The organism is Paraplanobispora siamensis (assembly GCF_016863175.1).
In the GTDB taxonomy this organism is placed as follows: Bacteria; Actinomycetota; Actinomycetes; order Streptosporangiales; family Streptosporangiaceae; genus Planobispora; species Planobispora siamensis.
The window spans coordinates 24721-32345 of the sequence record NZ_BOOJ01000031.1; the positions used below are offsets into that span (position 1 = coordinate 24721).

The 7625-nt window shown below is 71.6% G+C and carries 7 protein-coding genes and 1 tRNA gene; 4 read left to right on the forward strand and 4 right to left on the reverse strand.

Annotated features, from left to right (window positions below):
- Positions 1-57 precede the first annotated feature (57 nt).
- The 3 genes from Psi01_RS43380 to Psi01_RS18945 all read left to right on the forward strand — a co-directional run bounded on the left by Psi01_RS43380 (position 58) and on the right by Psi01_RS18945 (position 1561).
- The gene (locus Psi01_RS43380) at positions 58-840 is read left to right on the forward strand and encodes a DUF3566 domain-containing protein (RefSeq protein WP_239127829.1); all 783 of its coding nucleotides are present in this window, start codon (positions 58-60) and stop codon (positions 838-840) included.
- Between the two features lie 131 nt (positions 841-971).
- Positions 972-1045: transfer RNA gene (locus Psi01_RS18940), tRNA-Ile, on the forward strand.
- A 171-nt stretch (positions 1046-1216) separates the two neighbouring features.
- Positions 1217-1561, forward strand: a complete 345-nt coding sequence (locus Psi01_RS18945; RefSeq protein WP_204065363.1) for an SCO4225 family membrane protein — start codon at positions 1217-1219, stop codon at positions 1559-1561.
- Between the two features lie 58 nt (positions 1562-1619).
- Here Psi01_RS18945 and Psi01_RS18950 read toward each other — a convergent pair whose 3' ends face one another.
- The 4 genes from Psi01_RS18950 to Psi01_RS18965 form a co-directional block, all read right to left on the reverse strand.
- Positions 1620-2552: a CPBP family intramembrane glutamic endopeptidase gene (locus tag Psi01_RS18950; protein ID WP_204065364.1), complete on the reverse strand. Its 933-nt coding sequence runs from the start codon at positions 2550-2552 to the stop codon at positions 1620-1622.
- A complete protein-coding gene (locus Psi01_RS18955; RefSeq protein WP_204065365.1) occupies positions 2549-3166 on the reverse strand; it encodes a PadR family transcriptional regulator in 618 nt (205 codons plus the stop codon). Before Psi01_RS18955 ends, Psi01_RS18950 begins: the two co-directional genes overlap by 4 nt.
- A gap of 153 nt (positions 3167-3319) precedes the next feature.
- Positions 3320-5608, reverse strand: coding sequence for a glycoside hydrolase family 3 C-terminal domain-containing protein (locus Psi01_RS18960; RefSeq protein ID WP_204065366.1), 2289 nt, complete (start codon positions 5606-5608; stop codon positions 3320-3322).
- Positions 5605-6297: a TetR/AcrR family transcriptional regulator gene (locus tag Psi01_RS18965; RefSeq protein ID WP_239127830.1), complete on the reverse strand. Its 693-nt coding sequence runs from the start codon at positions 6295-6297 to the stop codon at positions 5605-5607. The genes Psi01_RS18960 and Psi01_RS18965 overlap by 4 nt, the downstream gene beginning before the upstream one ends.
- Positions 6298-6626: 329 nt before the next feature.
- On the opposite strand from Psi01_RS18965, the gene Psi01_RS18970 reads away from it, so the two are divergent.
- Complete coding sequence (locus Psi01_RS18970; RefSeq protein WP_204065367.1) at positions 6627-7547, forward strand: AEC family transporter; 921 nt, start codon at positions 6627-6629, stop codon at positions 7545-7547.
- The last annotated feature ends 78 nt before the right edge of the window (positions 7548-7625 follow it).

The window sequence follows — 7625 nt, forward strand, 5'->3', positions numbered from 1 at the left end:
GCCGGATCTGGCCCACGGACCGCCTCCCCATCGACACGCGAGCAGGTGACGGAGAAGATGGACAAGACCACTGAAGCGGATGTCGTCGAGGTGGTCGAGTCACCGGCCGACGGTAACGTGCCCGCGCCGGAGACCGACGACTCGGCGACCGACGATTTCAAAGGCAGGTCCAAGGTGACGACGACCGAGGACGACAAGCCGAGCGACTCCACGATGCGGATCCGTCCGGCGGCCGCCGAGGCCGGCAAGTCATGGGCGCCCGGGAAGGTGGCTTCTCCGCCTCCGCCTCCGCCTCCGAACCTGCCCCCCACCCCGGGGCAGCAGAGCGACGGGAGAGGGCCCGGCAACGTGCCGACGCCCCCGCTGGGGCAGGCCGTGCGGGGTCCGGGCGCCAACGCCTCGTCGCCCCCGCTGGAGATGACCGACCGCAAGCCCTCCGCCACCGCCGAGGCGCCCCGGACGCCGCGCAAGGCCCACCTGGTCCTGCGCCGGATCGAGCCGTGGTCCGCCATGAAGTTCAGCTTCGTGGTGTCGCTGGTCTGCTTCGTGGTGCTGTTCATCGCGGTCGCCGTGCTGTACATGGTCCTCAACGGCCTGGGCGTCTTCGACTCGATCATCCAGCTGGTGAACCAGCTCACCCAGGGCGAGGGCAACTCCCCCGCCAGCACCTTCAACATCGCCGCCTGGTTCGAGCCGGTGCGCATCCTCGGCTACACGGCCCTGATCGGCGCCGTGAACGTGGTGCTCATCACCGCCCTCTCCACCCTCGGCGCGGTCATCTACAACGTCGCCTCCGACCTGGTCGGCGGCATCGAGGTGACCTTCAGCGAGGCCGAGTAACGACCTGACCGCCACGTCCCCCGTCCGGGGGACGTGGCGCGAACAGGTCCCGGAACACGGTAAGCTTTTCCCTGTCCGAGCGAACGGATTCGCCTCCACATCCAGGATGCGATACGGTTTCCGCACGACAAGGGGCTATAGCTCAGTCGGTTAGAGCGCTTCCCTGATAAGGAAGAGGTCCCAGGTTCAAGTCCTGGTAGCCCCACCCAGATCGAAGGCCATTTCCCACAACGGGAAGTGGCCTTTCTGATGTTCCGGGTGATCGGTGGCGGTCGTCCCCCGGGGGCGGTGTGCTGTGGAAACCGAGCACCTCGTCCCGCGCCGGCTGAGTATCCCTACTCACGGCCCGGCGCCCCGGGGTGAACAGACTCGGAGCATGCGATTCATAAGAGCACTGACCCGTTACGTCACCCGCTACGACCGGGGGACCTTCGCCCTGTCCATCGCCGGCTCCTACGCGCTGATCGTCCTGGGCACGGTCGCCTATGTGGCGATCGCCACGCATCAGCCGGGCAGCCAGGGGCTGGAGGCGATCGTTCTGTTCGCCGTCACCGCCCCGGCCTCCCAGGTCCTCATGCTCCTGCCGCTCGACGCGCCCGAGTTCCTGTTCTCCCTGCCGGCGCTCGCCGCCGTCGGGCTGCTGCAGGCGTGGCTCCTGTGGATGATCGCACGAGGACGCAGGACGACCGGGTTTCCGGTGGGGGTCCCGGCCTTAAGTTGATCACTGAGATGGGCACGGGTGGAGCTCCCGTCCGGAGGCGGGCGGGGCTCACCTGCGTTCAGCTGTCCCGGCGTCCGCCGTTCCGGGTGCGGTGGCGCAGGAGGAGGAGACCCGTCCCGCCGAACAGCAGGATGGACAGGAGCGAGTTCGGGGCGATGCCGAACAGCACGTCGCCGTGACCCTCGAAGCGCAGGTGGCCGTTGAGCAGGAGCGGGGTCACCAGGGCGTTGCTGATCGTGTGGAGCACCACGCCGGGCCAGATCGAACCGGTCCGCACGCGCATCTCGCCGTAGAGGACGGCCAGCGCCATGATGCCCGCGAAGAAGACCGGCAGGTACCACGCCCACGGCAGCGACGTGCTCTGACGGAAGTCCTCCTGGGACATCCAGACCGTGTACAGCGGAAGGTGCCACAACCCCCAGACCAGGCCGACGAGCAGGTGCGGGGTGATGGCGCCGCGCAGGCCGAGGGCCATCGCGGTGCGCGTGCCGTAGCCGCGGAAGATGAACTCCTCCAGCAGGTTCTTGACCAGCAGGAAGCCCAGTGTGGTGGCGAAGGCTTCGGGGAAGGGCGGTGCGCCGGCGGCCGGGGTGGGGGAGAACGCCGCGACGCCGGTCACGACCGCGGCCGTCACCGCGACGGCGGTGGTGACCGGGGAGAGCGCCACCGCGAACCCGAACCAGCGGGCCCGGTCCGGGAACCGCAACGTGAGCCCCAGGGACCCCGCGCCGTCCCGGCCGGCGAAGTGGAGCACGAGCGCGGTCAGGGCAGGGACCGCGATCCACAGCCCCTGCCCGTTCGTGCCGCCGCCGGTGGAGGTCACGCTCCCGGTGCCGACGGTCTGCCCGGTGGCCCGGTCCAGGGCGGCGAAGAGCCAGCCGCCGCCGGCGGCGACGGCCGAGAAGACGGCGAAGTTGATCCGGGCGCGGAACCGCGAGACCGGACGGCGCCGCTCGGCGACGTTCCCGGGGCGGGCCTGCATGGTCATCATGGCTCTCCGTTCGTGGGGGTGTCGCCGACGGTGTCACCGTCGCCGGTGGTACCGCCGCCGTCAGCGGTGTCGTCGTCGGGGATGCCGTCGAGCAGGGCGAGGGCCTCGTCGACCCAGGCGATGACGCCCGCGGTGCCGTGCCTGCCGGCGGAGATGGTCATCAGGACGTACGGGAGGTCCGGGGTGCCCGCCTCCTCGACGGAGAGGTTGCGGGCCAGGCCGTCGTACTCGGCCAGGCTCCGCTCGGCGTCCGCCCTCGCCTCCAGCAGCAGTTCTCTGCATTTCCGTACGCCCAGGGTGCGGCCGAAGAACAGGCGCAGCAGGAGCCCGTTGCGCGGAGGCGTCGCCGTGATCGGCTCGCTCAGCAGCTCGCGCAGGCGCGCGGTGCCTGAGTCGGTGATGACGAAGGTCGACGAGCCGGAGCGCGGCCCTTCGCGGCGTTCCACGTGGCCCTGCTGCTCGAGGGCGTTGAGTGTCGGATAGATCTGCCCGAAGCTCTCGCTCCAGAAATGCCCGAGCACGTCCCTGATGGCCTCCCGCAAAGCGTAGGCCGTCATCGGCTGCATGCTCAGCGCTCCCAGGACCGCCGTCTCCGTCTGGCTCCGCCGTGCCATCGACACCCCCCTTGTATCTGTTAGAAATATCTAACAGATACAAGGAGCCGGGGCAATCCCCCGCATCAGATCTCCCGCGTCGAATCCTTCGCATCAGAGAAAACAGCGGAGCCCCCTCCCCGCCGGGCGGGGAGAGGGCGGTACGGCCGTCTGTCACGCGTCCGAGGCGGTGCCTCCCGAAGACGCGACCGAAGACGTGCCCGGAGACACGCCCGGGGACGCGTTCCGGACCGCGGAGACCAGTTCGGCGACGACGTCCGGGGTCAGCCCGATGCCGAAGCCGGAGAACTTGATCAGCGGGATCCCCAGCGCCAGGTTGATCAGCGCCGCGTGCCCGCCGGAGGCGTCGAGCAGGCCGGCGGCACTCTGCATCCGGGCGCCGAGCACCTCCGCGCCGACGGGGTGGGCCAGCCACTCGCCCAGGGTGGACATCGGCCCGAGCTCGTCCACCACCCCGTCCCCGGGGGTGGACGCCCCGGCCCGCAGGCGGATGTCACGAGAGGACGCGCCCACCTCGACGACGAAGCCGCCCGGGTCGATCCGCCAGTCGTGCCGGGACGGCGACCAGCGGGCGATGTCCCGGCCGGTGAGGGTGAAGGAGACCCGGCGCGACTCGCCGGGCTCCAGCCCGACCTTGGCGAACCCGCGCAGCTCGTGCCGGGGCCGGGACGGGGCCTGCTCCTCGAAGGCCACGTAGAGCTGGACCACCTCGTGGCCGAACCGGTCACCGGTGTTGGTGACGGTGGCCTCCACCGTCCAGGTGTTCTCGCCGCTCTCCACGACGACGAGGTCGTCGTGGGAGAAGCGGGTGTAGCTCAGGCCGTGCCCGAAGGGGTAGGCCACGGGGACGTCGAGGGTGTCGTAGTGGCGATATCCGACGTAGCGTCCCTCCCCGTAGACCACGTGCCCGTCCCGGCCCGGGAAGTTCAGGTGGGAGGGGGTGTCGGCGAGCTTGACCGGGATGGTCTCGGTGAGCCTGCCGCAGGGGCTGTGGAAACCGAAGAGCAGGTCGGCCAGCGCGGTCCCGGCGGCCTGGCCGGGCAGCCAGCCCTCCAGGATCGCGGAGGCGGCGTCCTGCCACTGCGCCACCCCGACCACGCCGCCGTTGGCCAGGACCACCGCGACGCGGGGGCAGACGGCCGACACCGCGCGCAGCAGGGCGATCTGGTCGGCCGGAAGGTCGATCGTGGTGCGGTCGAAGCCCTCGGACTCGGCGGCCTCGGGCAGGCCGAGGAACACCAGCGCGGTGTCCGCCGAGGCCGCGGCCGCCACGGCCTCGGCCACCAGGGCGGCGTCCGGCGCACCGTCGAAGGTGAAGCCGGGGGTGAAGGACAGCTCGGTGCCGGGACCGGCGGCGGCGCGCAGCGCGTCCCAGGGGGCGTCCAGGCGGGTGGGCACCACGTGCGAGCTGCCGTGGCCCTGGTAGCGGGGGCTGCGGGCGAACTCGCCGATGACGGCGATCCGCTGGGCGCCGGCCGGGTCGAGCGGCAGCAGGTCGCCGTCGTTCTTCAGCAGTACGGCGCCGGCCCGGGCGGCCTGGCGGCACAGCTCGTGGTGGGCGTCCTCGTCCCAGTCGTCGAAGCGCCGTGCGTCCTGGACCCGGCCCACCAGCCGGATGACGCGCCCGGCGGCGGCGGTGACCGCCTCCTCCTCCAGGCGGCCGGCCATGACCGCCGCGACGATCTGCTCGTCGGTGCCGGTCGGCGGCATCTCCAGGTCGAGCCCGGCGGCTAGGGCGGCGACCCGGTCGTTGACGGCGCCCCAGTCCGACATCACCAGGCCGTCGAAGCCCCATTCGCGCCGGAGCACCTCGGTCAGCAGCCGGCGGTTCTCGCTCGCGTAGACCCCGTTGACTTTGTTGTAGGCGCTCATCACCGCGTACGGCGCGGCCTCGCGCACGATGCGCTCGAAGGCGGGCAGATAGATCTCGCGCAGCGTCTGCTCGTCGACGTCGGCGCTCACCCGCATCCGGTCGGTCTCCTGGTTGTTGACCGCGAAGTGCTTGACGCACGCGCCGATTCCCAGCGACTGGATCCCGGCGACCACGGCCGCGCCCATCACCCCGCTGACGAGGGGGTCCTCGGAGAAGTACTCGAAGTTGCGGCCGCACAGCGGGGACCGCTTGATGTTCACGCCGGGACCGAGCACGACGTCGGCGCCCAGCGCCGAGGCCTCCCTGGCCAGGGCCTCGCCCACCCGGCGGGCCAGCCCGGGGTCCCAGGAGGACCCGAGCGTGACGGCGGGCGGGAAGCACGTGGCGGGGAGGCTGTCGTTCAGCCCGAGGGCGTCACCCGCCGAGGGGTCCTGCCGGCGGATGCCGTGCGGGCCGTCGGTCAGCGTGATCGCGCGGACCCGATCGTCGACGGGGGTGGTCTGCCAGGCGCTGCTCCCGGAGGTCAGCGACGCCTTCTCGGCCAGGGTGAGGTCGTGGGGGAGGTTCATGTGTCGGCCTCTGCGCTCGTGGTGGATGCGGATGACGGCTCCGAGCCGGAACGGCGGTCGGGAAGGGGCGGAACGTCGCGGAAGTCCAGGCCGATCCGGGCGAAGAAGGCCACCACGGCCGCGTGCATGTCGATCGCGGCGGGGGCGAGCAGCCACTGGGTCTGCAGTCCGTCCATCACGGCCACGAGCGTCTGGGCGGTCAGCGCGGGGTCATGACCGGGTGGAGCGCCGGTGCGGGCGGCCAGTGCCGTGAAGGCCTCGGTCAGCCCGGCGCGCAGGAGCTCGTAGCGCCTGACGAAGTAGGCGTGCGCGGGGTGGTCGGGGTCGGCCGCCTCGGTGGAGATCCGGGCGTAGAGGCCGACCGGGCCCGGGGTCCGCATGTTGCGGTGGACGACCCTCACCACCCCCCGCAGGAACTCCTCCGGATGCTCTCGGGGGGCGACCTGGGACAGGACCTCGGCGTCCTCCCGGTCGCGGTGGTCCAGCACCTCGATGAGCAGGGAGTCCTTGCCGGGGAAGTGGTGCAGGAGCCCGGCGTGCGTGAGGCCGGCGTGGGCGGCGATGTCGCGCAGCGAGACGGCGTGGAACCCGGATGCGGCGAACAGCTCGGCGGCGGCGGCGAGGATCCGCGCGCGCGTGCGCTCGCCCTTCGACGGCCGCCCGGCGGGCATCCGGGTCTGCTCGCTCATGGACGTCTCCCTCGGGGTGCGGCTCGGGGTCCTCCACGGGACGTCGTCGGTGGTACGGCGCCGCTGTCCGATCTCGCCGAGCCGGAACTTACCAAGTGGTAGATTTCGGTGCGGGAAAACCTACCACATGGTTGGTTTTGCGGGAACGGCCCCGAATCGCGGGGGAAGTCTCGCTTCCGCCCCACCCCCGCCCCCGGGGCGGCGTCCGGTCGGGGAGTAGGATCCGGCAGCGTCGACAGGGGTGCCGTGCCGCCGGGCATGTCCCCCGCCGACCCGCGGGCCGTCGGGGGTCGCGACGGTCGATCGGGTTCGAGTGGAGTCCTTGCGGGATGTCGGAGGTCGTCGGAGCCGTCGCCACGCTGGTGGCGGTCGCGTTCCTCGGCTATCTGGTCGGCGTGGGCGGGGTCCTGCGCCCGCAGGACGAGCTGGTCCTGTCCCGGCTGACCTTCCTCGTCGCCACGCCCGCCCTGCTGTTCACCACGGTCGCCGGCGCCGACCTGGGGTCGATCTTCTCGCCGGTGCTCGTGACGAACATCGCCGGCGTGCTGTCCGTCCAGATGGTCTTCCTGGTCGTGGCGGGCCTGCTCTGGCGCCGGGGACGGGGGGAGCTGGTCATCGGCGCGCTGTCCACGTCCTACGTCAACGCCGGCAACCTCGGCATCGCCGTCAGCGTCTACGTGCTCGGCGACGGCGCCCTCATCGCGCCGGTCCTGCTGTTCCAGCTCCTGGTGATGGCGCCGGTGGCGTTCCTGCTGCTGGACCGGGAGGCCTCGGGCACGACGTCCGTGCGCAAGGCGCTCATGCGCCCGCTGCGCAACCCGCTCACCGTCGCCACGGTGCTCGGCCTGGCGGTCGCGCTCACCGGGGTGGAGATGCCGGCCGTGCTCATGCGGCCGGTCGAGCTGGTGGCGGCGGCCGCGGTTCCGGTGTCGCTGATCGCGTACGGCCTGAGCCTGAGCGGCGCCCGGCGGGTCGAGGAGAGCGGGCAGTCCCGTGACGTCGTGCTGGTCGTCGTCCTGAAGTGCCTGGTGCAGCCGGGCGTGGCCTGGCTCGTCGGCCGTTTCGCCCTGGGCCTGGAGGGCGGGGCCCTGTTCGCGGCCACGCTGCTGGCGGCGCTGCCCACGGCGCAGAACGTCTATGTCTACGCGGTGCACTACGGTACGGCCAAGCGGCTGGCCCGCCATGCCGTACTGGCCAGCACCATGGTCTCCATCCCGATGATGATCGCGATCAGCGGCCTGCTCGGATGACGGGTACGAGCAGCTCCGGCCTCATCGATGGGGTCGGTACCGGCTCCGCGTAGTCGGCGGCTCTGCGCCCCGTAATCC